Source organism: Sporolactobacillus caesalpiniae, assembly GCF_040513385.1.
Classification (GTDB): domain Bacteria; phylum Bacillota; class Bacilli; order Bacillales; family Sporolactobacillaceae; genus Sporolactobacillus.
The window spans coordinates 135,903-160,768 of sequence record NZ_JBEVCB010000001.1 but is presented as its reverse complement, the minus strand read 5'-3'; the positions used below and the strand labels follow the sequence as shown (position 1 = coordinate 160,768).

Sequence of the window (24,866 nt, the reverse complement as noted above, 5' to 3'; positions counted from 1 at the left end):
TAAAACCATTATAATCAACTAACGAGAACTATTCTATTTAGAAGAATTCATAATTACGTCAAAAATTTATTGAAAAGGTGATTCCACATTTTCTTTTTAATTTATGCAAAACACCGGACGAGTAAACCCGTCCGGTGTTTTAACTAATCTATTTAGTTCACGACATCATAGCCTTGATCTTCGACAGCATCCTTCATCTGATCGAAGCCAACCTTTGCCTCATCATAGGAGACATCTACTTTGCCATTTGCCAAATCTACTTCTACTGCAGAGACACCTTCCAATTCCTTCAAAGCGCCGCTCACCGCCATTTTGCAATGACCGCAGCTCATTCCTTTGACTTCCAATGTGCGTTCAGCCATGTTTCTCACCTCCTCAAAAGAATGATCAGGTTAAACTTTCATCCGTTTGAGCCGCAAACTGTTTGCGACCACGGATACAGAGCTGAATGCCATAGCCGCACCTGCCACCCAAGGTGCGAGTAAGCCTAGCGCGGCAACCGGAATACCAACCGTGTTATAAAAGAGCGCCCAGAACAGATTCTGCCGAATGTTGCGCATCGTTTTCTTACTCAAATCAAGTGCCTTAGAAACATGCATCAGTTCACCGCCGACAAGTGTAATATCTGCCGCTTCTATCGCGACATCAGCACCAGTGCCGATCGCCATACCAATATCGGCCACAGCTAGAGCAGGAGCGTCATTAATCCCATCGCCAACCATTGCCACGCTAAGCCCTTGGCTCTGCAACTCCTGAACTTTTTTCGCCTTATCTTCCGGCAGTACTTCAGCAAACACATGATCAATACCGACCCTTTTCGCAATAGCCTCCGCTGTTCGCCGATTGTCGCCGGTAACCATGTAGACACTGATTCCACGTGCTTTCAGTGCTTCAATCGCGGAGACAGACGATTCTTTTATCGTATCCGCGACAGCGATCACGGCTTGAAGTTTTCCTCCTACAGCAACAAACATGACCGTCTTGCCATCCGATTCCAGATTTAGGCTGTCATCCAATGCCTGGTGAATACTAATGTCGTTCTGTTTCATCAGTCTTCGTGTGCCGATCAAAACTTGATTGCCAGATATCGAAGCTGTAATACCCAATCCGGTAAGTGTCTCAAAATGATCAACGTCTGGTAAATCGGCATTTGGGTAAGCCGCAACAATAGCTCTTGCCAGAGGATGTTCACTGGCGCGTTCTGCGGCAGCTGCACATCTTAGCACTGCGTTTTTGTCCCAGTCGCCGAATAAAACGATATCGGTGACTTCCGGTTTTCCATTGGTGATCGTCCCCGTTTTATCAAACATAACGGATTGTAAATTTTGCGTTGTCTCCAAAAATTCGCCGCCCTTAAAGAGAATCCCATGTTCGGCTGCTTTTCCGGTGCCAACCATAATCGATGTTGGCGTCGCGAGTCCTAATGCACAGGGACAAGCGATGACCAGAACACTAATTGCCGCAGCAAGTGCCGCATTCCATTGACCCGGTTGAATTGCGGCAAGCCAAACGGCAAAGACGAAGACGGCAATGACAATCACAATCGGTACAAAGACGCCTGAAATGCTATCTGCAAGTCGCTGAATCGGCGCTTTCGATCCCTGCGCTTCTTCAACAATACGCACAATTCCCGCCAATGCTGTATCCTTGCCTACCTTTTCGGCTTTCATTATAAATGATCCGGTCGTATTCACCGTTGCTCCGATCAACTTGTCTTCAGGACGTTTAACTATTGGTAACGATTCTCCAGTGATCATCGATTCATCGACCGCAGATTCTCCCTCAACAAGCACGCCGTCTACCGGAATTTTTTCACCCGGTCTGACACGAAGCAGATCGCCAACCTCAACTCGATCAATGGACACAAGCTCTTCCGTGCCGTTCACGATCCGGCTGGCTTCTTTTGCCTGTAAATCCATTAATTCCGAGATCGCTGCTGTGGTCTGACGCTTCGCGCGCGTCTCCATATATTTGCCGAGCAGAACGAGCGTAATCAACACCGCACTTGTCTCAAAATAAAGATCCGGATGATGTACACCCGCAAATTGATAGCGAAGTGTTTCAACAACGCTGTAAAAATAAGCGGCGCTTGTCCCTAGTGCAACCAGTACATCCATATTCGCGCTTTTATTGATTAACGCCCGCGCGCCGCCGTTGTAAAATGACCAGCCAATGTAAAATTGAACCACACTGGCCAATGCGAGCTGAATCCACGGATTCATCAGCAGCATTGGAACGGGACCATGATAGAATGGAAGATGTGTCACCATGGTCAGGAGCAAAGGCAGAGATAATACTGCGGACAAGATCAGCTTATTCCGTTTTCCACGTATCTCTTGATTTTTCATTTCATCGGGCGTGTCGTTTTTCAGCGCTGCTTTATAGCCAAGCTTGTGTACCTTTTCGAACACATCTTCAGGTTCAATGAATCCCGGCCGATAGTGAACGGTCGCCGATTCGGTCGCCAAATTCACATTTGCGGACTTGATGCCCGGCAAACGATTCAGACCCTTTTCAATTCGAGCAGCACAAGCTGCGCAAGTCATTCCTGTAATTGCAAGATTCATGCGCTCGCTTGTTACCCTATAACCAAGTTTTTCTATTTTCTCGATAATATCATTTGGTTTAATTTGTTCATCGTCATAGTCAACCTTTGCCTTCTCCATCGCTAAGTTCACATTTGCGGACACACCATCCATCCGGTTTAGCCCACGCTCAATTCGATTGGAGCAGGCGGCACAAGTCATGCCGGTAATACCTATATGAGCAATCTTCTTCATACCGTCTTCCCTTCCTTCTTCGCACCATCTATTTAAAATGCTTTAGGACCTTAAGCAACTCATTAATCTGTTCTTCCCCATGTCCTTCTTCAATAGCTTTAGCAACGCATGACTTCGTATGACGTTCAAGTACAGAAAAACCGATTTTTTGCAAGGCGGCCTGCACGGCAGAAAGCTGAATCAGGATATCGACGCAATAACGATCATCCTCAATCATCTTTTCGATGCCGCGTACTTGCCCCTCTACTCGCTTCAGGCGATTCATTATCTTCCTTTTTTCTTCAGAAGTTCGCGGTACCAGCGGCGCACGGTTAGCGGACACATCCGCACAAGCGGAAGATTTCTCGCTGCATGTGCACTCATTTGTTTGTTCTTCCATGAAATCGCCTCCCCAGTCCACATTATACCCTATGGGGGTATTAAATCAAATGATTCGTTTTCAAAAAACAAACTGTGCAAACAGTCACTCAAAAAAGTTAGAAAAACCGGGCAAAGTCCTTTGTGGTCACTCTGCACTCGGATTTGATCCATCAATCTTTTTTGCTTGAACAACACTTCGCCTGCGCGTTTAATGCACTGTCTTTTGCATGACCAAAAATCACATACTTTCTAAACCTGTTAGGAAAACCGGGCACAGCCCGGTCCTTAATCTCCAGCCATGTGTGATGGTTTTGTGTCTTTTCGGTGCTGTATCGTCGCTTCGGTTACTCGCTTGTCGCGGGCGCACCGCAAGCCTCCTCAAACAGGCAGAAATCTGCGGGGTCTCGCCGGCAACGCTAATCCCGCAAGCGCCCTCGTACCTCCGCTTTGATTCTCGTCCAAGACACTGGTCTATTGGTTTGAAAATGTACAAAATAATTAACTTTCTTTACCTGTTAGAAAAAACGGGCAAAGAGCGCCTGGTCCTTACTTCCGCAGGATGCGGTGACTTATCGCGGAATAAAATAAGCGGAGATTTTCCGGTTATATGCATCCTGGCGCTTGTTTCACGGGTACATAAGGGTAATTTTTCCGCTTATGCACAGAAAAACCCTCCATTTTCATGTTTTTCGATTCGATAAGCGGAATTTCTCCGTCTATTTAAGCTATTTTCTCGTTTATTTTCTAAATAAGCGGAATTTTTCCGCCTAATTCTCAGATGGGGAGCTAACCTGATCGCCCAACCGAATCTTATGACCTTATCGTCATACCGGCAAGGCAAAACGATAAACTTACTTTACTTAGAACAAAAAAAGGCGCACCTTCATTTACGAAGTTGTGCCAGCCTTTTCACCGATTCGAAATCCAAACAAGCTCCTCTCAAATTTCATTGCGGATACGATTTATTTAGCAGGTTAGACGATTATTCAACAGGTGAGCGTTTTATTTAGCAGGTTAGACGATTATTCAACAGGTGAGCGTTTTATTTAGCAGGTTAGCTCGTTATTCAACAGGTGAGCGATTTATTTAGCAGGTTAGCAGATTTTTCAACAGGTCAGAAAGACGATTTTATACCCCCTCCGTTTCAGACACGGTTGACTCATACTGTGACGCTTCTCTGAAAGAGGCTTCCAATTCGTGCGCATATCCTTTCTTTTGCTGATCCGACCACTGTAACTGCTCAGCCATATAATTCATCACCGGTTGGGCCCACTTTCTCGCCGATTGAATGGAGAACAGCGTCATGCCGGAGCGTCTCGTAAAATAGTCCACAGGCGAAAGGATCATTTCATGATTCAACGCGTAGTGAACCGTAGCCAGCAGTGCAGGGGGCAGCTGATACTTCTTCGCCTCTTCTTGATTCATCTGAATATAACCGAAAAGTTCGCCTATATTCGTTCCATATTTCTTCACAAGTGCTTCCGCCTCCACCTTTGTCAAACCAAGACTGATTCCTATCTGTTTTTGCTCCTGAATATAAGTCGCATAGTGCGTCGAACCGCCGAAGTGTCCGCCCGACAATTCAATGTGCGCGGTCCGGCATGCTGAATACACCGTGCCGGTTTCATGATGAAGCTGCGCTGCCACCTCATCAACTACGCGTTCGGACATTTTTCGATAGCCGGTCAATTTTCCTCCTGCTATGGAGATTAACCCTGAACGTGAAATGAAAATTTCATCCTTTCGTGAAATCTCAGAAGGTGACTTTCCTTCTTCTTGAATCAGCGGACGAACACCAGCCCAGCTCGATTCAACATCGCCGGCGGTAAGTTGAGCAGAAGGAAACATACCGTTAATCGCGTCAAGAATGTACTCTCGGTCTTCAGCTGTGGGTTTCGGATCAATCGGCCAACGCGAATACGTAGTATCTGTGGTTCCTGCGTACACCTTTCCTTCGCGAGGAATGACAAAAAGCATTCGCTTATCGCCATTCGTTGTATCAAAATATACCGACTGTTTCATTGGGAATCGTTTGCCATCGATCACAATGTGAACACCTTTAGTCAAATGCAAGTGCTTGCCTTTCTTGGAATGATCCTGTTCACGAATCGTATCGACCCAAGGACCCGCCGCATTGACGATCTTTTTCGCAAAAATGACGTATTCTTTTTTTGTCAGCTGATCTACAACACGCACACCGATCAATTTTTTCTGGTTATAGATTAAATCGTCCACTTTTGCGTAATTAACAGCGAGCGCGCCTCGCTCTGATGCTTCTTTTATTACCTCAATGGTCAGCCGCGCGTCATCCGTCCGGTACTCCACATAATAGCCGCTCCCCTTCAGTCCTTCCTTTTTGAGCAACGGTTCTTTGGCCAACGTTTCTTTGCGGCTGAGCATCACGCGTCGTTCTTCCCTTTTCACACCGGCGAGAAAATCATAGACTTTCAAGCCAAGCGATGTGGAAAAACGGCCAAAGGTACCACCTTTGTAGATCGGCAGCATCATCTTTTCCGGCGCAGTCACATGAGGGGCATTTTCATAGACGATAGCACGCTCTTTGCCAACCTCTGCAACAATTTTCACTTCAAATTGCTTCAAATAACGCAATCCGCCATGCACAAGCTTCGTTGACTTGCTTGATGTGCCGCCGGCGAAATCCTGCATATCGACCAAACCGACCTTTAACCCGCGGACTGTTGCATCCAGAGCGATCCCCGCTCCTGTAATTCCGCCTCCAATAATAAATAAATCCAGTGGATCACCGGCCATTCTTTCCAAGTATTCGCTTCTATTAACAGTTGATAATATCATGTTCATTCCTCCGTTTTATAAATTACATGCACTATTCGGCGCTTCATTCCTATAGAAAAAGACCACAAATACACCTCCGCGCCATCCATTGATTGGCCGGTTGTGCACCGTGGTCTTCTCATTCACCCATGACCTTTGATTAACTTGTTTGTGCCCTATTTAAAGGCTCTTGCCGCGTTTACAGCCTTTTTCCAACCTTGATAAAGTTCTTTACGCGCGTCGTCTTCCATTGTCACTTCGAACTTCTTTCCTACCTCCCATGCTTCCGCAAGCTCAGACTCGTTTTTCCAGAGACCGACGGCGAGTCCGGCGAGATAGGCCGCACCAAGAGCGGTAGTCTCACTGCTTGTCGGTCGTTCAACTTCAACACCAAGGATATCGCTTTGAAACTGCATCAGAAAGTTGTTCATTGAAGCGCCGCCGTCCACGCGTAATTTTTTTAATGTAATTCCGGAATCTTCCTCCATGGCATTAAGCACATCCTTGGTTCGGTAAGCGAGCGACTCAAGTGTCGCGCGAATAAAGTGTTCCTTAGTTGTGCCGCGCGTGATCCCGAAGGCAGCTCCGCGAACATCCGCATCCCAATACGGCGTCCCCAGTCCGACAAAGGCCGGAACAAAATACATCCCCTCAGTTGAGTCCACACGGTGCGCGTATTCTTCACTTTCCTGTGAATAACGGAACATGCGCAAGCCGTCACGAAGCCACTGTATCGCTGATCCGGCAACGAAAACGCTCCCTTCAAGCGCATAAGTAATCTTGCCGTTCAATCCCCAAGCGATTGTCGTCAGTAAACCGCTTTTCGAACGGACAGCCTGCTCGCCTGTATTCATCAACATGAAGCAGCCGGTTCCGTACGTATTTTTCACCATACCTTTGTCATAACATGCCTGGCCGAAGAGCGCGGACTGCTGATCGCCGGCAATCCCGGCAATCGGCACTTCTTCACCGAAAAAGTGGTAATCAATCGTATTGGCATAGATCTCGGACGATGAGCGGACTTCCGGAAGCATGGCCTTCGGAATGTCTAAGATGTCGAGCAGTTCGTCATCCCATTGCAAATCATAGATATTGTACATTAATGTTCGGGACGCATTCGAATAGTCCGTAACATGTGCCTTTCCGCCGGATAGTTTCCAGACAAGCCATGTGTCGATGGTTCCAAAAAGCAGATCTCCTTTTTCTGCCCGTTCACGCGCACCGTCTACATGGTCCAGAATCCATTTGACCTTAGTTCCCGCAAAATAAGGATCCAGTACCAAACCTGTCTTGTTCCGAAATGTATTTTCATACCCTGCCTCTTTGAGTTCGCGGCAAATATCCGCTGTCTGTCTCGATTGCCACACAATCGCATGATAAATGGGGTGACCTGTGTGACGATCCCATACAACCGTTGTCTCACGTTGATTGGTGATACCAATCCCGGCAATCTCTTTCGCGTTGATTTCTGCGGTAAGCAAGGAATCAGCGATCACGGATAAGATCGAACCCCAAATCTCATTCGCATCTTGTTCTACCCACCCAGGTTGCGGGAAGAACTGGGTGAATTCTTTTTGAGCTATTTGTACGACCTTGCCTTGTTCATCGAAAATCATCGACCGTACACTGGTCGTTCCTTCATCAAGCGCCATAATGTATGTTCCCATAAGTAAAAAGCTCCTCTCAATTCACCTATAAAAATTAGTAATTATTTTCTAATGAACCGCTGATTTCCTTGTTTGAATCCATCAATTTATGTTGCTTCTCAGTAATAAGAGCGCCAATGATTATAACGAATAGAATAGCTGAACTAATCCAAAAGGCCGGAGTCATTTTTCCAAGGAAAAAGGTTTGATAGAAGAAGGCGCCAAATACGCCGCCAATAATTGGACCAACAACCGGAATCCATGCGTATCCCCAGTTTGATCCGCCTTTGCCCTTGATCGGAAGCAATGCATGTGCGAGTCGCGGCGCAAGATCTCGCGCCGGATTAATTGCATAACCGGTCGTTCCGCCAAGTGCCATACCGATCACAACGATTAAAAACCCGACAATGAGCGGATTCAATCCATGAGCGAATTCATTCGCACCGATCGCGAGAATCGCAACGACCAGAATAAAAGTACCAATTAGTTCACTCAGAAGATTTGACCAATTTTGCTTGATTGCAGGTCCGGTGCAGAAAATTCCTAATTTCACCGCTGGATCCTTGGTCTCGCGCCAATGCGGCAGATAGTGCAGATAAACGACACATGCGCCGATAAAACCGCCAATCATCTGCGCGGCGAGATACATCGGCACCTCGCTCCACGGAAACTCACCAATCGCTGCAAGTCCGAGGGTGAGTGCCGGATTTAAATGCGCGCCGCTGAACTGGCCGACCGCATAGGCACCAATAGCCACCGCTAATCCCCAACCAAATGTAATGACGATCCATCCGGAGCTCTTTGCATAAGATTTCGTCAAGTTGACACCGGCACAGACACCGTCTCCGAGTATGATTAATATCATTGTGCCAATTAATTCGCCAAGAAACCCCGACATGACAACAACCACCCTTTTCCCTAGTATTCAAGTCAACCATTGATACAAAAAGCTGCCACGTTCAGAGCAAAAAAAATCCACAACAACTGACAACGAGCCGCCGATACGCTCGTTATCTTGCGTGGATGGTCCAATCTCAGTATCCGTAGCAGAGCATTAACTTGATAGTTATATAGTAGCCGTACGTGTAAGCGCTGTCAATTAATTGTCACAAAAAATATAAATTTCGTTCACATTTTACCTGATCTGAAACTAGTTGTCCCTTTTATAAAGAAGACCAGTGCTATGATCAGCCCAATAGCGATTGATCCCAAAGCTCTGCCCTCGAAGTAGATATTGCCGCGGCTCCAGCATTGATTGCCTTTTTCGCGTCATATGTCGTTCGAATTAATCCGCCGGCAATCACCGGAACATGGACTTTTCCGCTTATCTCTTGAATGAATTCTGGAATTATTCCGGGCAAAAGTTCCACCATATCCGGTTGTACTTGCTCAAATAAGCGGTAGCCTGTCTCCATAGAGCGCGAATCAAGTAAGAACATCCGCTGAACCGTGACAAGTCCCCGCTTCTTTCCAATCTCCAGCATGTTGCCGCGTGTCGAAATGATACCGTACGGGCGTATACTTTGACACACAAACTCAGCGGCTGCCAAATCATTCTTCAATCCCTGAATTAAGTCCGCATGAACGAATACGTGTTTATGATTTTGTTTTCCCATCCGCACCATCGTTGTGATCAGCGAAAGACGACTATCCAATAGGATTAGATTGTGATACGGCTCGCTAAGTAAGCGTTCAAAGCTTTTCATGTTATTGGCCGCCGGAATCACTTTTTGACCATCAAGAAACATTAAATTCCCTCCCTACACCAATAAGACCTAATCGTTTGTGTGGCTAATCGCATTTTTTCGTAATTCCTTACTCCCTAAAAATCAATGGGCACGCAAAAATAGCAGCCAACGCTGCTGTTTTTGCTGAATCGAGGAGGAGGTATGGGGGAGTTGCTGCCAATTAAGAAATCGGCTCTGTTAGTCAATTCATACAGAGAGTGACTCCGCTTCTTATTCTGCGCCTGCTCAAACCCTGTCGATCTTCGGAAAACAAGCCCGTCATTTCAGAAGCCGTCAGTCGAACTTTGATGAACTAAGATCAGTTGATCTTGTCCCTTTAACGGATCGCCTGTTTTATAAACAAGGATAGCGTTAATTAATGTTTGAGCGCGCGACTGACGGGTCAACCTTAATGGATGCCAGCGATTATCCGTTGAGCAAGCGCCCGAAGCTTTGCCATTACTCTCTGCACAAAGATCATAACCTGATTTCAAAATAGATGCAAAAGCATATTTTACATAGTATAACGCTTACAATAGCTCAAAAGCACAAAAAAAGTAATGAACATTCATTCAAATAAGCAAGATTATACTATTTTTTACTATTCAGACAAAAGTTTAAGATGCTAAGGTTGACCAGTTGACACATGCTCCGATACAATTAAATTAAGCGCTTGCGAAATTGAGCGATGCAAAATCATTATTTTTTTAATGCCGGTTGGCTAGTTGGACATACTTTTAAGTGAAGTACAGTTCAGCATTAGTAAAGAAGGGAGCGAATTAATGAATATCAAAGAAACTGATTTACCAGGTATCGGAAGAAAATTTGTACTAACAACAGATCAAAATGAGCGGGTTGTCGTCGTTATTCATGATGACGGACGCAGAGATGTGTACCATTACGCTGAAAATGATCCTGATGAATGCATTTCATCGGTAAGTTTCACTGACTCTGAGGCGCGCCAGTTCGCCTCAATTATCGGTGGTATGGCTTATAAACCGAAAGCGATGGAAACTGTGGAAGTTGCCTTAAATGATCTAATCATCGAATGGTACAAAGTGCTTGGCGATGCACCGATCGCAGGTAAAACGATTGGCGAAGTCGGCATGCGGCAGAATTATAAAATTAACGTGATCGGGATTATTCACAAAGATCAGACCAAACAATTAAATCCGGGAGTGGACTCACGTGTTCTCGCCGGAGACACGCTTGTTGTTTCGGGGGAACGCACCGATCTTAAGCGCGCATTTAACGAACTGTTCTCTCGAGGAAAGGAGGAATAAATGGATCATTTAGTCTTTGAAGTCGGTACCGCTCTTGTACTTGTCGCGATTGCGGCATTGATCGCAAATCGGCTCAATTTTTCCATTATTCCCTTCCTGATTCTCGTTGGTATGATTGTTGGTCCTCACGCCCCTCACTTTTGGATCATCAACTTGAAATTCATTCATAGTGCGGAGCTCATTGAATTTCTCGGGAGGATCGGCATTCTCTTTCTCCTTTTCTACCTTGGTTTGGAGTTTTCCACCAGTAAACTGATCCGATCGGGAAAATCAATACTCATTGGCGGCTCCATCTATATTGGCATTAACTTGTCGCTAGGGCTTCTCTACCCGATTGTTCTAGGATTTCCGCTTAAGGAAACATTGATTATCGCCGGGATCATCACCGTTTCATCAAGTGCGATTGTGGCCAAAGTTCTGGTTGATTTGCGGCGTACCGGTAATTCGGAGACCGAGTTGATTTTGGGAATCATCATGTTTGAGGATATCTTTCTTGCCGTTTATCTTTCGGCCGTCTCCGGACTTGTGCTTGGAAAATCGCAATCGCTGATCGGAACGATGCTCTCGATCCTGCTCTCATTAGGGTACATGCTGCTGTTTTTCATTATCGCAAGAAAAGCAGCTCCCCTGCTTAACAAATGGCTCAAAATTTCGTCTGATGAAATTTTTATTATTGTGATTTTCGCATCGCTATTCTTCGTTGCCGGATTTTCGGAAACAATCCATGTTGCCGAAGCGATCGGTGCCCTTCTGCTTGGGCTTGTCTATTCAGAAACCAATCAGGCTGAGCGCATGGAGCATCTGGTCATTCCTTTCCGCAATTTCTTCGGAGCGATTTTTTTCTTCAGCTTCGGGCTCAGTATCGATCCCACGAAACTTGGCGGAGCAATTTGGATGACACTTGGTGCGGTAGTAATCACGATCATCGGAAATTTTGCGGCAGGGCTAATCGCAGGAAAGTTTGCCGGACTTTCCTATAAGTCTTCAACAAACATTGGACTGACCATCGTGTCTCGTGGCGAATTTTCAATCATAATGGCCAACCTTGGTATTGCTGGCGGACTCATGCCGATCTTACAGCCGTTTTCCGCTTTATATGTTTTAATTCTTGCAATTCTAGGGCCGATTTTGACGAAAGAATCAAAAAACATATTCACTATAATGAACAGAATGTTCAAATGGCAGCCCGTATCTGTTCAAACGAGCAAAACTGCAGCAAAAAAGAAGCAAGAGCATTGATTCTCACCCATGTATGGGTATATAAGCAGAATATTTTGATTTTTACTTGCGACTATTCTTATAATAGATCTATGATCAACTTTTGCCGGCAACTGCTCACTGCCGGTTTTACATAACGTTAAGCTTTATTCCTCAACCTTCTCATTTGTTCATCGACGCAGTTTTTTTGCCCAACCGCACGAATACCGTCATGGACACTGAAGAAGAAAAGACAAAACTTTTATTACCAAGTATCTAAATTTGAGAGGTGTGGTCCGCAATTGGAAGCAGCAGAACAACTCAGTACTCCCTCGAAACAGAAGCACAAAGGGTTAAGATTTTATCAATACGTCATTCGTGCGTTACTGATCGCAATTGGTGTTACTTTTGAAGCCATTTCACTTGAGGCATTTCTTGTGCCGAACAAAATTATCGATGGCGGCGTTGTCGGTATATCAATTATGATGGAACATCTTACTGGTTTTCCTCTTGGTGTGTTTCTTGTCATTATTAATATCCCTTTTTTCATCATTGGTTACAAGCAAATGGGAAAGACTTTTACAATCACCTCTGCGTGCGGCGTAACGCTTCTCGCTTTTCTCACATCGCTCTTTACGCCGCTTCCACGGTTCACCAACGACTTATTGCTTGCGGCAGTTTTCGGCGGCATCATTATGGGAATCGGTGTTGGTCTGGTTATCCGTAATGGAGGATCTTCCGACGGAACAGAAATTCTTGCCGTGCTTTTCAACCAAAAAACGCCATTTTCTGTTGGTGAAATTGTGCTTTTCGTCAACATTTTCATTCTTGGATCAGCAGGATTTGTTTTTGGCTGGAACTATGCAATGTATTCGCTTATCGCTTACTTCGTTGCATTTAAAATGATTGACATTACCAGTGAAGGGCTTGAATCATCAAAAGCCGTATGGATCATCAGCGACCAGCATGAAGAGATTGGCGATGCGCTGAATGACCGACTTGGACGCGGAGTCACCTATTTGAACGGCGAAGGCGCTTATACAGGAAATAATAAGAGCGTCATTTTCACTGTAATCAGCCGACTTGAAGAAGCAAAAGTTAAGAATATTGTTGACTCGATCGATAAAAGTGCATTCCTTGCGATCAGCGATATTCACGATGTTAAAGGCGGCCGGTTTAAAAAAAGAAGCATCCACTAAGTGTAGATGCCATCACCTCTTTACATTCAGTTCATCATTTAAAATCATCGAAGTCCGCTCCGTGCGGCTTCGATTTTTCTTTCCTTTTTTTTCACAAGCATTTCCGAGGCGACCACCCATCCCGCGTTAACGAACAGGAGCAGACTCGTGGAAAAGAACACATATTTGATGCCGTAAACGGCAGCCATATGTCCGCCAAGTAAAGAGCCGCCCAATGTACCAAGAAATTGGGCCGACTGGTTGTAACCAAACAATTGACCGGTTATTGCTGCCGGAGCCATCTTTTTAACAATCGTATTGATCGACGGCAGAATACCTGCAGTTGCAAGTCCAAGCATAAATCGCAAAACCGTCAGTTGCCATGCATTGGTGACGAATGCCTGCGGTATAAAGATCACACCGGTGAAGAGTAGTGCGTAAAGCAGGATGCGTCGCGGCCCGATCCGGTCGGATAATTTGCCGAGAATAGGTGCGGCAATGACACTCGCTAATCCAGCAGCAGCAACCACAACACCACTCGTTAGTTCAAGATGTGCCGATCCAGGCGAGAGGAGCTTTACATACACAGTAATGATTGGCTGAATTGACATATTGGCCAGCTGTACCATAAAAGTGGTAATGAACATAGCTAAGAACAAACCGACATGCGGCGTCATTGCCCAAACTTGTTTGATGGACGGCTGCTTCTTTTCCGAAACAACCACCTTCTCCTTAACAAAGAATAAGGATGCCAGAAACGCACACAAGAGCAGAAAGCTGGTATCAATAAAAACAAGTCGCATCCCCATATACTCAGAAAGTAGCCCACCAACCAGCGGACCGATGAGTGAACCGCTGATCCCACCTGTGGACAACATACCCAAGGCCCAGCCTGAATGTGATTTCGGTGTCTGCGTAGCAACGAGTATAATTGAAGCAGGAATATACCCGGAAACCACACCCATTATAAGACGCAGTCCAAACAGCTGATAAACATTCTGTGCAAAAGCCATCAGGAACACGATAAGACACATGCCTAAGCTCGCTCGAAGCAACATCGGTTTACGCCCGTATTTATCGGCAAGCCGACCCCAAAGTGGGGAAACAAATGCGGATACAAAAAATGTCGCTCCGAAAATCAGCCCTGACCAGCTTTCAATAGCAGACGTTTCTGTTATTCCTAGTTTTTCAATGTAAAGCGGCAGAAACGGAATGATCTGGCTCATTCCTGCTGCAGTTGCAAATGACCCGAACCAAACAACATATAAATTTTTCTTCCAAAGTGGCAAAGCCAAAGAATACACCTTACTTTTGTTAAATTTCCCGATAGAAAAAGCGCCTTTAATGTGGCGCATCGTTTACACTTACTATATTAGTCGGTATTGCTCATTAAAACCAATATATATATTATTATAAATGTATAGTTTTGAAACTATTAATAAATGATTATCCAAGGAGGCCACATGATGGAACTGCTTCAATTAAAATATTTTCAAACTGTCGCACGAACCGAGCACATGACAAAAGCTGCGCAAGAATTATCCATTGCGCAGCCTTCACTCAGTCAGACAATTAAACGGCTTGAAGACGAGATCGGCATTCCCCTCTTTGATCGCAAAGGACGGCGGATCAAGTTGAACCGGTACGGAAAAATCTTCTTGGAAAAGGCTGAACTCGCATTCTCCATCCTGCAGGAAGGTCGGCAGGAGGTCATTGATTTAGCAAAACTAAATGAAGACAGCATCTCCATTGCCGTCATGCGCACACCGATTGTCCCAGAACTTCTTAGCAGTTTCCGAAAACAGCATCCCCATGTTCGATTCCGCGTAAAACAAATTTCCCGAGCGACGATTCAGCATCAGTTGGAAAATGGCGAAATTGACTTGTGTATCACGCCATATCCGCTAGAGCAGAATAAACCGCTTCACTCACGCCTGCTTATGAACGATGAGATCTACCTGGTCGTTCCGAAAACGCACGCTCTTGCTTCCAAAAAGAGCATTGATCTGCATGATATTGCTCACGAACCCTTTGTTTTAAAGGCAAATGGCGCATTTCGCGAGACAACCGATACCTATTGCCGCATGGCAGGTTTTCAGCCCGATATCGCCTTTGAAGTGGACGATTCCTTGTCCATTCGCGGACTGGTCTCGGAAGGATTAGGCGTTGCTTTTTTCTCCTCGCTCACCTTGAGAACAGTCAAAGATGAATCCATTGTACCGCTCAGAATCAGTCATCCGCACTGCAGTCGGACAATTCATTTAGTATGGAACAAGGAACGGTTTCATTCATCGATCGTCTCGGATTTCTATCAGTTTATCATCCAGTACTTTGAACACTTTGACCGTAACACACCAACGATCCAATAGTTTAAAAGATTGATTTAAATCGCTTGATTTTGTTTCTGTTGCTCCATACTCTTTCTCTGGCTAAGCCATCCGAAATAAAGTACACCCGCGATGGTCATGATGGCAACCGGCCATTCTGTCCATGCGACGAGGTCTCCCAGCCATTTAATGACAAAGGGTTCGGCAAACAGCATGCGAGCAGCCGTCATCGCGAGAATTCCGGAGCCAACATAAATTAACCAAGCATAGCGATCCAATAGTTTCAAAATGATTGCGCTGCCCCCCATCAAGAGCGGAATGCTGATGAGCAGGCCAAAAATAACAAGCAGCGGATCATTCTGCGCTGCTCCGGCAACAGCAAGCACATTATCGAGTCCCATTAACGCATCGGCAATAACAATTGTCTGAACAGCCCCCCACAGACTTGTCTTTGCCTTGACCTCTTTCGTCGATTTCGAAGATTCAGCCGGACTAAGCAGACGGTACGCAATCCAGATCAGCAGCAAGCCTCCGATAAAATGAAGACCGGGAACCATGAGCAAGTAAACAACTAAAATCGTGCACAGTGCACGCAGAATCACCGCACCGACTGTGCCATAAAGAATGGCTCGTCCGCGCTGATGATCCGGGAGACGACGGGCAGCAAGCGCGATCACAACCGCATTGTCTCCCGCTAAAAATAAATCAATTCCAACAATAATAATTAAAGATGACCAAAATGCCATTGTAAATAGTTCCATAAATCAACAGTCCCCCTATAAACACTTACCAAATTTCATCAATGAATTGCGAAAAGGCCGACATGAGGCATGTCGGCCAGAACATGGCGGTAATCGCCAAGGTCAATGTCTCGATTATATCGATTCTTCAACAGGTATTGCTTTAGAAGATTTCGTGTGTCCTTGCTGGCTTCTCCATCCGAAGAAGACCACACCCGCAATAATCAGAGTCACAATCGGCCACTTGATCCAAGAGAACCCAGCAATTGCATCGTAGACAATATGATCGGCAAAAATCATCTTTCCGGCGGTAAACGCAAGAATTCCGGAGCCGGCAAAGGTAATCCAAGCATAGCGATCAACCAATTTCAGAAACAACGCGCTGCCGCCCATCACGAGCGGAATGCTGATGAGCAAACCGATCACCACAAGTATATAGTTGCCCGAAGCTGCTCCGCCAATTGCAAGCACGTTATCAAGTCCCATTAATGCATCAGCCATGATAATCGTGCGAATGGCTGCGCCAAGACTGGTCTTTGCTACAATTTGCTTACTCTCCTTATGATCTCGAAGCAAGCTGTATGCGATCCAAACAAGCAGGACACCGCCGACCAAATGCAAGCCAGGAACTTTGAGCAGCCAAACAACAGCCAGTGTTGCAATGACGCGAATAACGACCGCCCCAAGTGTCCCATATATGATCGCACGTTTTCGTTGATGGTCCTGTAAACGCGCTGCCGCAAGTGCAATGACGATTGCATTATCGCCGGCCAAAATCAAGTCAATACCAATGATAAGCAGAAGCGCGGTCAAGAACTCAAGCGAAAAGAAATCCATTCAATCATCCTCCTCAAATAGGGTTCCTCTATCTTGCAAAACAAAAACAGCCGCTCCGACATTAATCAGAAAGGCTGCGTGCATAAAAAACACCTTTGCCCTTTCATCCGTCCGAGGCAAAGGTCTCGCCAACAGCACCGAGGCTGCCAGAGAAGCCGGGGATTTCTCCCGTAATGACGACTTTACTCTGATGGCTACTCCCCTTTTACGAGGCTGATTCACTTGTTATCATCATTATATTATGAGGCTACTAATCTGTCAACTCAGACAACATCCCATTATTTTGTAAACAAATGGTTTTGATACGCATAGACTGCTGCTTGCGTGCGATCCGCGACATCCAGCTTGCTGAAAATGCTGCTGACATGGGTTTTCACCGTCTTGATCCCGATAAAAAGGATTGCCGCAATTTCCGCATTATTTTTGCCGTCAGCAATCAATTTCAGCACTTCTTTTTCTCTATTAGTCAGCTGATCAAACGGCTGTGGACTTTTGTGCAACCCCGCCACAAGTTTTTGCGCAACTTTCCCATCAATCACGGTTTTGCCTCGATGCGCTTTATGAATCGCTTGGATAATTTCTTCTGAAGAAGCTGTTTTCAACAAATAGCTCATCGCACCTGCCTCAATTGCCGGAAAAACTTGCTCATCATCATAGAAGCTCGTAAGAATGATAATTTTTTTTGAAGGATCTCTGGCCAGAATCTGCTTGGTCGCCTCAATCCCATTGCCGTCTTCCATAATTAAATCCATTAAGATCACTTCCGGCCGCAATGATTCAAAGGAACGGACTGCTTGATTTCCACTAGAGGCTTCGCCGACAATCTCAATATTTTCCTCCGTTGAGAGATAGGCTTTCAGCCCTTTCCGGACCATGTCATGATCATCGACGATCATGATTTTAATTTTCTCTGTCATCTTCCTTAGCCTCCCTATGAATCGGCACACGTATATGAATGGATGTGCCTTCTCCTTCATGCGCCGTCAGCATAAAATGACCACCGATTTCTTCCGCACGTTCTTTCATCGTCTTTAATCCATATGAAGCTATTTTCTCCTGTTTCGGATCAAAGCCTTGTCCGTTGTCAAATATGGTAAGCGTCACAAGCTGATCCTTCTCATGCAAAGAAAGCACAACCTTTGTCGCTTCAGAATGTCTGAGCGCATTAGACAGCGCTTCTTGGCTAAGCCGGAAAAGATGATTTTCCACTCCCTTGGTGAGACCGGGAACAGGATGAATCGATGCTTCAAAATGAATCATCGTCTTTCCGTCTAATTCATGAATCAGCCGCTCCAAACCTTTATCAAGCGATTCATTATTCAGTCGTACCGGTCTGAGATGAAGCAGTAAGGCTCTCATTTCTCCCTGCGCCTTGCGTGCAATATCCGATACGTCGGCGATATTTTCAGCCGCAAGATCAGGATTGCTATGAATCGTCTTCTCTGCGGCCGACGCCAGCATCGACAGAGCGAACAACTGCTGACTGACCGCGTCGTGCAAATCTCTGGCTAGACGTTGTCTTTCCGCAGTAACCGCCTCATTTTTTATTTTTGCATTCATCTGCACATTTTCATCAACGAGTCGTTGAAGCGACTTCACCTGTGTATCGATTTTATCAGCCAATTCGTTCAGTGATTGCTCCACATGGCTGATTGCGCCAACGTTTTCAACGTTCATTCTGGCTGATAACTTTCCTGCCGATAATGTCTTAACGAACAGATCAATACTGTCTATGTGGTCGAGAAGAAGCCGATAGTCCTTCGTTAAGGCATTAGTTTCTAAAACAAACTGAGTGACAAAGCTTACCATAAAGACAAACGTGCTCACGAGCAAAGAATGTTCAAACGGGAAGAAAAATGCGAAAATCTGCACGAAAGTAAACAGTATAAGCGCTGAGAAAAAACTGACAATCAATTGAAAGCGAGCAGTTCGAATTCGATAATTTTGCATCGATCACACCTGCACAATACTTAGATCAATGACCTGAAAATCAAACGTAAAATCAATTTTACGCGCCGCCTCATCATAGTTCGGTGTTTGATAGCTGATATTTCGCAGCACACCGCTCTGTTTGTCACCGCCTATTTTGGCGTCACCCACCTTCGCATGCACATGGACGCGGTAGGCCAGATCATCCGGCAGCGTAATCCGGATATTACCGACCCAGCCCGACAAAGTAATCGGAATCGTCTCTTCCGGAATAAATGCCTTGGTAAAATCAAACGTGTAGTCACCAATTCGTACGCGTTCGTTCATTGGTTTTACCATCCAGTTTTCATGTTTAAACGTTGATTCATTGACAAATGTATAAGAATCTCTGTCATTTTTTGATGATTGTTCACTGTGATGGTGCTCATTATCCCAAGAAAAATCAATGCTATGTCTATGATGTTTCTTCTTGCTTCTTCTCCGTTCATCTGTAACTGAAACCGTAAAATTTTTTCCAAATAGCATGCCTAATCCAAAATAGATAATCAGGTATGGCCATAGTTTCCAGAAATCATTCCATTGAAAAACCAACAAATCGGACTGGCCGGCAAACAGCAGACTACCATAAATCAAGAAGAACAATCCCCAGAAAAAATGTGGTTTCTTCTTATCAAAAAGTGGGGCAATAATGAGCAAGGCTCCGAATAAAATCGGCAAAAATGGAAAATACGCGCTAAAAATCGGCATCATTCCCTGGGAAATAAGATTGAGGCTGTCCAGCAGCCAATAGACACCGAGCAAAACCACCGCCAGAGCAGCCAACAGTTTTCCAAAAGACATTTTGCCTCATCCTTTCTTCTCTATAAAAAGCCGCATGACATCAAGGTCCTGACCAAGCTTATAGTTTAACTATACAGAGAAGCGCGGAACATTTCCATAGACTGCGAACGGTTTTTTACTCCGTCCCAAGTCTGAGTGATCATCCTAATATGTGAACAGAAGGTGACAATAAGTGTTCTGTTTATCGTTTTTCATGGAATAGGTTTAATATGAGTGCTGTAAGGGTACTTTTAAGATATGTTTGATGAAAGGGTGACTGACATGGACAAGAAAGTCCAAGCTTTAATTGATGGTTTAAATAAAGATCTTGCAGGTGAATATTCCGCGGTTATTCAGTACAATTATTATGCGACAACCGTATCCGGTTTGAATTACCAAATTCTCAAGCCTTTCTTTGAAGAAGAAATTCCTGACGAACTAGGACATGCCGCTTATCTTTCTGAAAAAATTGCCAACCTTGGCGGCGAACCAACGACAGTACCAGCCACAGTTGCAAAAGTAAGTAATGCCAAAGCCATGCTCGAGGGCGCGCGTCAAGCAGAAGCCGATACATTGGAAAATTATCGTGAACGCCGCAGCCAAGCTCAGGAGCTCGGCATGATCGAATTGGTTGTTAAACTGGAAGACATGATCGCTGATGAACAGAATCATTTGGAAAAGCTAACCAAAACATTGACCGATCCTGTATTTGCTTGATAAAAAAACAAAAAAAGGAGTTGAGGAGAAATCCCCAACTCCTTTTTTATGCGGCACGCTGAATTCTTCGCTTTATATAGCTCTTTGAGAAAAACAAGCCCACTGCTGAACCTGCACAAATAAAAATCAGAAAAGCGGTATACGAACGCGTGCCGAAGCCTGCCGCAAGACTAAGTACAAAACTCTGCCCGATAAGCAGCCGGGTGGCAAGCTGAACGAATGGATCACGTTTCAATTGTTCAGCGAGCGGATACAAACCGGCAAGTGCCTGCGGAAAAGGATGGTTCCAAATGGGCAGAAGTTGTAATCCGGTTAAATAAACAACCGAAACAACGATAAAAACGGAAAAATAACCGATGTTGAGAAAATAAGCGAGCAAAGCACCGATCACAGTCAGGCGCATGTACATGCCTAAGTACTCATCCGAGCGTATAAATGTCTTGATGAAAATCTGAGCGAACACCGTTTTCTTTTCAAAACGGCGCACAGGGAACAAACTACTCAATAGGCGGCGCGCACGGGTTCGCCGCTTCAGCCGCGGAACATCGGTAAACAAATTGGCAAAACGAAGGAACTGCATTGCCTGCCGCTCATCGCTTTCAAGGATACGCGACCAGCGCATCAATGCGTCCGCAGCCTGCCTGCGAAACAAAAACACTGCGACCAGGACCATGATTACAGCGCACGCGCCAATAACAATTAAGTTTTGACGACTGAGCACGAAGTAAATGAAGCAGAACGAAAGCGTGGTCCGTAAAAAACGAAGCGGCAGCGTATCCTCAATAAATTGTTCACGCCAACTGCAATTGATAGCCCATGCTTTTACTGCCAGCAATGCGGCAAAACCAGAAAAAAACATACCTGTTCTTAATCCGGTGGATTGAAAATAGAGCGGTGCACAAATAATCCAAAGCACAAGCAAATCCGCACTTTGCATCCAGAAACTATATCGTTTGCTTTTTCGAAAATAGTCGCCAAGTTCGGCTTCGGCAGGCAGAAGAAATACAAGATCAGCACGCTGGAAAAAGGTGCGAATCGGTGCATGGGCACAAGCCAAAGCGAGTACGATGCTGATCACAAGTACTCCCGGAAAATTTAGCGGCAGCGTGTCGAGCCATTTTTTATAATAAAAGCCGCCAACTAAGATCATTGCATACACAAAGAACATCAGGCCGCTGTTCCGTCCGATCAAGTTCCAATAGCGCAGCTGCATCTGAAAATTTTCCCTGCACCGCTTACTCCAAAGCCTGCTCATTCCATCCATTGTGTCTCGCCCCTTGCCACGGCCAGATAAATCTCATGAAGACTTGCCTTCGGATCGCCGAACTGACGGCGAATCTTCTCTAAAGTCCCCTGCACCGCAATTCGTCCTTCATGCAAAATAATGAAGCGGTCGCAATACTGCTCTGCAGTTGTCAGGATATGTGTGGACATTAGAATCGATGAACCTGACTTTTTCATATCAGTCATAAGATCGAGCAGCGATTGGATGCCGATCGGGTCCAATCCGACGAAAGGCTCGTCAACAATATACAGCTCCGGACGTACAAGAAACGCGCACATAATCATCACTTTTTGACGCATTCCTTTTGAGAAGTGAGTTGGAAACCAGTGTTTCTTCTTCTCCATGTTGAAAAGCTTCATCAACTGCTCGCTTCGTTCTTTGTAGGTTTTCTGATCCAAGTGATAAGCCATTGCCGTCAGTTGCAAATGTTCCTCGAGCGTCAGCTGTTCATAGAGTTCCGGCATTTCAGGAACATAGGCCATGCTCTTTCGATAGCCGATCTTATCCTCGCGAATCGTCCGGCCACTGATACGTATTTCTCCCGAATACGGCTCTAAAAGTCCGAGAATGTGCTTAATTGTTGTACTTTTTCCTGCACCATTCAAGCCGACAAGTCCCACAAGTTCGCCCGCATTCATATCGAACGATACGTCATGGAGTACCGGTCGCTGGCGTGAATAACCGCCACTTAGCTGTTTCACAGATAGCACTGGATTCATAGCTCTCTAGCCTCTTTCATTTTTTGCTTTGAAGTGTAAACGTCTTAACCGCCGAAACAGTTTCATCTGTGTCAATGTACTGAATGGACACGCTGTCCCCAACCTTCAGAAAAACGCTGTACGGATTTTGCCCCGAAGACACGGTAAAGATTTTCTCGCTGCCCTTGATCATAAACTGAGTCACTGTCTGCCGTGATTCGCTGTCTTGGTATTTGTATATCTGAGTCACATTGCCTTCCAGATTCTTGATCAGCGCTTTATTGGTTGGAACGGTTTTGTCACCGCCCAGCTTTGTCGCTACAGCATATTTATAGTTATCGAAAAGACTACGCTTATCTGTCTCCGCACTGTAGACATTTTCATTTTTCGCATGAATCAGCATCAACTCGCGAAGTACATCATTGCTGTCCATTAATGGAACAACCCATGTCTCCTGCCCATAAATCGTATAGAGGTTTGGAATGCCCGCCTCATATTTATTCTGCTTGAACGTCTTTTCCGCGACATTCATCGCTGATTTTCCATTAAGCAGACCGTTTGCCCCCGAATAATAGGTGATTTTGCCCGTCCGGGTGTTGAGCATCGAATACCCGACCATCGCACCGCTTCCTGATTTGGGTCGTGTAAAGTCAGTAAACCAATTTAGTTCAAGCTCGTGATCAAACACACCATTCACTTCATCGGAATGCGACCACTCCGTGGGGCGCTTGATATCTTCCTGAGCAAAGATTTTATTCCAAAAACCATGGACGTTCTCACCGTACCACGCATTCCATTGTTCCGCGACATTTGAAGGAATCGCCTGATCGATAAATGCGGGAAGCTTATTCATTGGATAGCTGCGGATTTTCCCATCTTTCGGATCAACAACAAATACGCCTTTAATATCAGGAATCTGCCGCAATTTATTATAGTATCCATAAGCTACAACATAATAAGGCTTTCCAGATTCATCCGGTTCGAAACTTGGACGAAACAAAATAGGCGCTTTATTTTCGGTGCGGACAAGTCGCTTCAGATTCTCAGAGAAATAAGCGGAGGGTACATATTTCATTTCTTTTTTCACAAGTGATGCGTTCGCATTCTCATCCTCAGCACTCATGCTGATGTAGCCGGGAATTCGATGACTTTTCATCCACTTAAAAAAGCCGCTGTATTCAATTGGCGTAACCCAAAAGAGATGCCCATCAATTTTTTGCAGCGACGTATAGCCAAGCTCGTAATAAGATACATGAGCCAGTTCTCCGAGAATTTTCTCACTTTTATAACGCGCATACTTTTCCGGAACCACCGGAATATGCTGTTCATCCATTGATCGTGCGTCACGGGTGGCCACTGTTGTTTTTTCAGCGGCAAAATTATATTTTGCCATCGTCACTGTGAGTGGATAAATGACATGCAGGTATCCGAAAAACAGAAGCATCACCACTCCTGCCAGGAGATTGATTGAGATCAACCGCTCCTTCGCATAGACCACATCAATAAGCAGAAAGATTCCCCAGAACAAAGATCCGTGGCTTAAAAATGCCTGCCACGTGTGATCAATTAAACCCACATAGGAAAGTAGAAACAGGATCATTAATCCTAAGATCACACGCGTCGCTTGAGCAAAAAGAAAGGTTCTGCTTTTGTATTTTTTCTTCCACACAAAAGGATTTAAGGTTAATGCAAGTAAGCTGAATAAATAAATCATAAGTTCCTCCGTCCCTTATCTTGCAGCAATGTCTTTTGCCCTGCCGCAATCTCTTTCTTTATATTGTAACTTAGCGAAGGCTCCACAGGCTATACTGATAGCTAAATTCGCCCTATTGATCCGCAATCCCTTTATGATACTGTTAAAGAATGTGCTAAAATGAACAAAAAGCAGACAAGAAAGGATGATTTTCATGTGTGAAGCGGCAGATTGCATTTTCTGCAAAATTGCAAAAGGCGAAATTCCATCAGCAAAGGTATATGAGGATGACGATATCTTGGCTTTTCTCGATTTGGGACAAGTAACGAAGGGCCACACGCTGATCATTCCTAAAGTGCATCAAAAAGACATTTTCAATCTTGACCCTAAAATCGCAGAAAAACTGTTCAGCAAAGCTCCTGTGATCGCCAAAGCGATTCAGAAAGCTTTTCAACCGGTGGGTATGAATCTGCTGAATAATAACAGCGAACTTGCAGGACAAAGCGTTTTCCATTTCCATCTCCATTTAATTCCGCGCTACGGGAAGGACGACACATTCTCATTCAGTTTCCAGTCACACATGGATGACTATTCAAATGAAGCGCGTGCCGAGATCGCCCAAGCGATTGCAAAAGAAATCGATTGAATTGTTTATGACTAAAAAAGTCTGTTCAAAAAGGAGGAAAAAAAGGGCCGAGGTCAGGCAAATCGCCACGTCGCGCGTCATGCCTGACACTAGCTCGTCCTGAGCGTCGAAGATCAAGGAAGCGCAGTTTTGAGCACCGGAACGTACTTTCACAGGACGTACTTCCACAGGACGTGGTGACTCCGGCGTTGCTCACAGGACGTGAGTGTTT

The 24,866-nt window shown here is 45.2% G+C and carries 22 protein-coding genes; 6 read left to right on the top strand and 16 right to left on the bottom strand.

Annotated elements, in window-relative coordinates; all coding sequences use genetic code 11:
- Positions 1-152: 152 nt before the first annotated feature.
- The 7 genes from copZ to ABWW58_RS00705 all read right to left on the bottom strand — a co-directional run bounded on the left by copZ (position 153) and on the right by ABWW58_RS00705 (position 9,327).
- Complete coding sequence (gene copZ / locus ABWW58_RS00735; protein ID WP_353867393.1) at positions 153-362, bottom strand: copper chaperone CopZ; 210 nt, start codon at positions 360-362, stop codon at positions 153-155.
- A gap of 30 nt (positions 363-392) precedes the next feature.
- Positions 393-2,780: a heavy metal translocating P-type ATPase gene (locus tag ABWW58_RS00730; RefSeq protein WP_353867392.1), complete on the bottom strand. Its 2,388-nt coding sequence runs from the start codon at positions 2,778-2,780 to the stop codon at positions 393-395.
- A gap of 28 nt (positions 2,781-2,808) precedes the next feature.
- Positions 2,809-3,159: a metal-sensing transcriptional repressor gene (locus tag ABWW58_RS00725; protein WP_353867391.1), complete on the bottom strand. Its 351-nt coding sequence runs from the start codon at positions 3,157-3,159 to the stop codon at positions 2,809-2,811.
- 1,109 nt (positions 3,160-4,268) lie between these two features.
- A complete protein-coding gene (locus tag ABWW58_RS00720; protein WP_353867390.1) occupies positions 4,269-5,954 on the bottom strand; it encodes a glycerol-3-phosphate dehydrogenase/oxidase in 1,686 nt (561 codons plus the stop codon).
- Between the two features lie 155 nt (positions 5,955-6,109).
- Positions 6,110-7,600, bottom strand: a complete 1,491-nt coding sequence (gene glpK, locus ABWW58_RS00715) for a glycerol kinase GlpK (RefSeq protein ID WP_353867389.1) — start codon at positions 7,598-7,600, stop codon at positions 6,110-6,112.
- A 34-nt stretch (positions 7,601-7,634) separates the two neighbouring features.
- Positions 7,635-8,477 carry an MIP/aquaporin family protein gene (locus tag ABWW58_RS00710; RefSeq protein WP_353867388.1) on the bottom strand — a complete coding sequence of 281 codons (843 nt, stop codon included), beginning with the start codon at positions 8,475-8,477 and terminating at the stop codon, positions 7,635-7,637.
- A gap of 289 nt (positions 8,478-8,766) precedes the next feature.
- On the bottom strand, positions 8,767-9,327 hold the full coding sequence (locus tag ABWW58_RS00705; protein ID WP_353867387.1) for a glycerol-3-phosphate responsive antiterminator: 561 nt from the start codon (positions 9,325-9,327) through the stop codon (positions 8,767-8,769).
- Positions 9,328-10,088: 761 nt separating this feature from the next.
- Here ABWW58_RS00705 and ABWW58_RS00700 point away from each other — a divergent pair.
- From ABWW58_RS00700 to ABWW58_RS00690, 3 genes are all read left to right on the top strand, one after another.
- Positions 10,089-10,589 carry a cation:proton antiporter regulatory subunit gene (locus ABWW58_RS00700; RefSeq protein ID WP_353867386.1) on the top strand — a complete coding sequence of 167 codons (501 nt, stop codon included), beginning with the start codon at positions 10,089-10,091 and terminating at the stop codon, positions 10,587-10,589.
- A complete protein-coding gene (locus ABWW58_RS00695; protein WP_353867385.1) occupies positions 10,590-11,828 on the top strand; it encodes a cation:proton antiporter in 1,239 nt (412 codons plus the stop codon). It begins immediately after the preceding gene.
- Positions 11,829-12,088: 260 nt separating this feature from the next.
- Positions 12,089-12,985: a YitT family protein gene (locus ABWW58_RS00690; RefSeq protein ID WP_353867384.1), complete on the top strand. Its 897-nt coding sequence runs from the start codon at positions 12,089-12,091 to the stop codon at positions 12,983-12,985.
- A gap of 44 nt (positions 12,986-13,029) precedes the next feature.
- On the opposite strand, the gene ABWW58_RS00685 is transcribed toward ABWW58_RS00690, so the two are convergent.
- The gene (locus ABWW58_RS00685) at positions 13,030-14,253 is read right to left on the bottom strand and encodes a multidrug efflux MFS transporter (protein WP_445783408.1); all 1,224 of its coding nucleotides are present in this window, start codon (positions 14,251-14,253) and stop codon (positions 13,030-13,032) included.
- 177 nt (positions 14,254-14,430) lie between these two features.
- Here ABWW58_RS00685 and ABWW58_RS00680 point away from each other — a divergent pair, with 177 nt between their 5' ends.
- Positions 14,431-15,333 (top strand): LysR family transcriptional regulator, encoded by a 903-nt coding sequence (locus tag ABWW58_RS00680; RefSeq protein WP_353867382.1) that lies wholly within the window; start codon positions 14,431-14,433, stop codon positions 15,331-15,333.
- A 14-nt stretch (positions 15,334-15,347) separates the two neighbouring features.
- On the opposite strand, the gene ABWW58_RS00675 is transcribed toward ABWW58_RS00680, so the two are convergent.
- From ABWW58_RS00675 to liaF, 5 genes are all read right to left on the bottom strand, one after another.
- Entirely contained in the window at positions 15,348-16,052 is a 705-nt protein-coding gene (locus ABWW58_RS00675; protein WP_353867381.1) for a TerC family protein, read from the bottom strand.
- A 114-nt stretch (positions 16,053-16,166) separates the two neighbouring features.
- Positions 16,167-16,868: a TerC family protein gene (locus tag ABWW58_RS00670; RefSeq protein ID WP_353867380.1), complete on the bottom strand. Its 702-nt coding sequence runs from the start codon at positions 16,866-16,868 to the stop codon at positions 16,167-16,169.
- Positions 16,869-17,146: 278 nt separating this feature from the next.
- A complete protein-coding gene (locus ABWW58_RS00665; protein WP_353867379.1) occupies positions 17,147-17,785 on the bottom strand; it encodes a response regulator in 639 nt (212 codons plus the stop codon).
- Positions 17,769-18,818 (bottom strand): sensor histidine kinase, encoded by a 1,050-nt coding sequence (locus tag ABWW58_RS00660; protein WP_353867378.1) that lies wholly within the window; start codon positions 18,816-18,818, stop codon positions 17,769-17,771. The genes ABWW58_RS00665 and ABWW58_RS00660 overlap by 17 nt, the downstream gene beginning before the upstream one ends.
- Before the next feature lie 3 nt (positions 18,819-18,821).
- The gene (gene liaF / locus ABWW58_RS00655; RefSeq protein ID WP_353867377.1) at positions 18,822-19,637 is read right to left on the bottom strand and encodes a cell wall-active antibiotics response protein LiaF; all 816 of its coding nucleotides are present in this window, start codon (positions 19,635-19,637) and stop codon (positions 18,822-18,824) included.
- Positions 19,638-19,898: 261 nt separating this feature from the next.
- Between liaF and ABWW58_RS00650 the strand changes: the two genes are divergently transcribed.
- On the top strand, positions 19,899-20,333 hold the full coding sequence (locus ABWW58_RS00650) for a ferritin-like domain-containing protein (protein WP_353867376.1): 435 nt from the start codon (positions 19,899-19,901) through the stop codon (positions 20,331-20,333).
- A 46-nt stretch (positions 20,334-20,379) separates the two neighbouring features.
- Here the strand turns inward: ABWW58_RS00650 and ABWW58_RS00645 are convergent, their stop codons facing one another.
- The 3 genes from ABWW58_RS00645 to ABWW58_RS00635 are packed head-to-tail and all read right to left on the bottom strand — an operon-like array spanning position 20,380 to position 24,030.
- Positions 20,380-21,597: an ABC transporter permease gene (locus ABWW58_RS00645; RefSeq protein ID WP_353867375.1), complete on the bottom strand. Its 1,218-nt coding sequence runs from the start codon at positions 21,595-21,597 to the stop codon at positions 20,380-20,382.
- On the bottom strand, positions 21,585-22,337 hold the full coding sequence (locus tag ABWW58_RS00640) for an ABC transporter ATP-binding protein (protein ID WP_353867374.1): 753 nt from the start codon (positions 22,335-22,337) through the stop codon (positions 21,585-21,587). Before ABWW58_RS00640 ends, ABWW58_RS00645 begins: the two co-directional genes overlap by 13 nt.
- Positions 22,338-22,353: 16 nt before the next feature.
- A complete protein-coding gene (locus ABWW58_RS00635) occupies positions 22,354-24,030 on the bottom strand; it encodes a hypothetical protein (protein ID WP_353867373.1) in 1,677 nt (558 codons plus the stop codon).
- Between the two features lie 193 nt (positions 24,031-24,223).
- On the opposite strand from ABWW58_RS00635, the gene ABWW58_RS00630 reads away from it, so the two are divergent.
- Positions 24,224-24,655: an HIT family protein gene (locus tag ABWW58_RS00630; protein WP_353867372.1), complete on the top strand. Its 432-nt coding sequence runs from the start codon at positions 24,224-24,226 to the stop codon at positions 24,653-24,655.
- Positions 24,656-24,866 lie beyond the last annotated feature (211 nt).

Bases quoted from the DNA above. Each gene is read 5' to 3' on its own strand.
- copZ (WP_353867393.1), bottom strand. From the start codon at position 362: ATGGCTGAACGCACATTGGAAGTCAAAGGAATGAGCTGCGGTCATTGC.
- ABWW58_RS00730 (WP_353867392.1), bottom strand. From the start codon at position 2,780: ATGAAGAAGATTGCTCATATAGGTATTACCGGCATGACTTGTGCCGCC.
- ABWW58_RS00725 (WP_353867391.1), bottom strand. From the start codon at position 3,159: ATGGAAGAACAAACAAATGAGTGCACATGCAGCGAGAAATCTTCCGCT.
- ABWW58_RS00720 (WP_353867390.1), bottom strand. From the start codon at position 5,954: ATGATATTATCAACTGTTAATAGAAGCGAATACTTGGAAAGAATGGCC.
- glpK (WP_353867389.1), bottom strand. From the start codon at position 7,600: ATGGGAACATACATTATGGCGCTTGATGAAGGAACGACCAGTGTACGG.
- ABWW58_RS00710 (WP_353867388.1), bottom strand. From the start codon at position 8,477: ATGTCGGGGTTTCTTGGCGAATTAATTGGCACAATGATATTAATCATA.
- ABWW58_RS00705 (WP_353867387.1), bottom strand. From the start codon at position 9,327: ATGTTTCTTGATGGTCAAAAAGTGATTCCGGCGGCCAATAACATGAAA.
- ABWW58_RS00700 (WP_353867386.1), top strand. From the start codon at position 10,089: ATGAATATCAAAGAAACTGATTTACCAGGTATCGGAAGAAAATTTGTA.
- ABWW58_RS00695 (WP_353867385.1), top strand. From the start codon at position 10,590: ATGGATCATTTAGTCTTTGAAGTCGGTACCGCTCTTGTACTTGTCGCG.
- ABWW58_RS00680 (WP_353867382.1), top strand. From the start codon at position 14,431: ATGGAACTGCTTCAATTAAAATATTTTCAAACTGTCGCACGAACCGAG.
- ABWW58_RS00675 (WP_353867381.1), bottom strand. From the start codon at position 16,052: ATGGAACTATTTACAATGGCATTTTGGTCATCTTTAATTATTATTGTT.
- ABWW58_RS00670 (WP_353867380.1), bottom strand. From the start codon at position 16,868: ATGGATTTCTTTTCGCTTGAGTTCTTGACCGCGCTTCTGCTTATCATT.
- ABWW58_RS00665 (WP_353867379.1), bottom strand. From the start codon at position 17,785: ATGACAGAGAAAATTAAAATCATGATCGTCGATGATCATGACATGGTC.
- ABWW58_RS00660 (WP_353867378.1), bottom strand. From the start codon at position 18,818: ATGCAAAATTATCGAATTCGAACTGCTCGCTTTCAATTGATTGTCAGT.
- liaF (WP_353867377.1), bottom strand. From the start codon at position 19,637: ATGTCTTTTGGAAAACTGTTGGCTGCTCTGGCGGTGGTTTTGCTCGGT.
- ABWW58_RS00650 (WP_353867376.1), top strand. From the start codon at position 19,899: ATGGACAAGAAAGTCCAAGCTTTAATTGATGGTTTAAATAAAGATCTT.
- ABWW58_RS00645 (WP_353867375.1), bottom strand. From the start codon at position 21,597: ATGGATGGAATGAGCAGGCTTTGGAGTAAGCGGTGCAGGGAAAATTTT.
- ABWW58_RS00640 (WP_353867374.1), bottom strand. From the start codon at position 22,337: ATGAATCCAGTGCTATCTGTGAAACAGCTAAGTGGCGGTTATTCACGC.
- ABWW58_RS00635 (WP_353867373.1), bottom strand. From the start codon at position 24,030: ATGATTTATTTATTCAGCTTACTTGCATTAACCTTAAATCCTTTTGTG.
- ABWW58_RS00630 (WP_353867372.1), top strand. From the start codon at position 24,224: ATGTGTGAAGCGGCAGATTGCATTTTCTGCAAAATTGCAAAAGGCGAA.